Origin of the sequence: Paenibacillus senegalensis JC66, assembly GCF_000285515.1 — a bacterium.
In the GTDB taxonomy this organism is placed as follows: domain Bacteria; phylum Bacillota; class Bacilli; order Paenibacillales; family NBRC-103111; genus Paenibacillus_L; species Paenibacillus_L senegalensis.
This window is the reverse complement of record NZ_CAES01000138.1, coordinates 1-897: the sequence shown is the minus strand read 5'-3', so window position 1 is coordinate 897 and position 897 is coordinate 1. Positions and strand designations below refer to the sequence as shown.

The following is an 897-nucleotide window of genomic DNA, read 5'->3' as shown; positions in this document are numbered from 1 at the left end:
CCCTCAAAAGTGAAGAACAGCTGCGAAGCTTATTCTAGTACTTTCGGGGGTGCCCCCAACACAGGATGTCCTGCACTGAAGCAATATATCCGTAGAGCGATTAGCTCATATCAATCAACGTTTTGCACACGGTCTATTAGACCGCTGCACTGGCTTTATTACTCACTCATTGTTCAGTTTTCAAAGGGCTGATCTATCGCTTCCGTTCAGAAATCTCTGAAAATGGCGACCTATTCAATATACCACATTCACCTAGTCAATTGCAAGCTTTTTTAAAACTTTTTTGACTCGACTTGCTCAACCTTTACCACTTGTTGGACAAGCCGTTTGAAGCGGCGAAAATTAATTTACCATAATCCTTATAGAATAGTCAATAGTTTTAACAAGAAAAATTCAAACTAAACCTTTTGCCGAATTCTCAGAGCTTTTCCCGCCCCATCTGCTGCTTACTTAGCTATGGGGTTTGACCTCATCAATCTCGAAATGAATACCGTATTAAATAACTTTAACTCCGTTTATAGGATATATCATTCATGTTTATTGATAATTGCGGTTTCGGGCATACTTGGAAATTTCTTTCGGAGAAGCCAGACGGGCGTACATTCTGAAGATCACTTTGTATCTGGATTCAATAGCACTTTTCACTTCGGAATTCATTTGCTGGTCCTTTAGATCAAAAAGCATCTCATCAAGCTCTTTACGCAAGACATAATCCAACTCTCTACATTCTCTGTCATTAAACAAAAATCCAATCATAATCAACAATCCTTTCACGACATTAATAGTTAGAACGGTTACTGCTTACTGAGAGCGGCCGATTTATTAACCCCGGAAGCCCAATCAGCTCAAGCCGCTTTACCTGGATAATTTCAATGCTTAGGGAGATGCGGAAGAGGC

1 protein-coding gene is annotated in these 897 nt (G+C 40.1%); it reads right to left on the bottom strand.

Annotated elements, in window-relative coordinates:
* Positions 1-537 precede the first annotated feature (537 nt).
* Positions 538-756, bottom strand: coding sequence for a regulator of G-protein signaling domain-containing protein (locus tag PSHG_RS26010; RefSeq protein ID WP_010267362.1), 219 nt, complete (start codon positions 754-756; stop codon positions 538-540).
* Positions 757-897 lie beyond the last annotated feature (141 nt).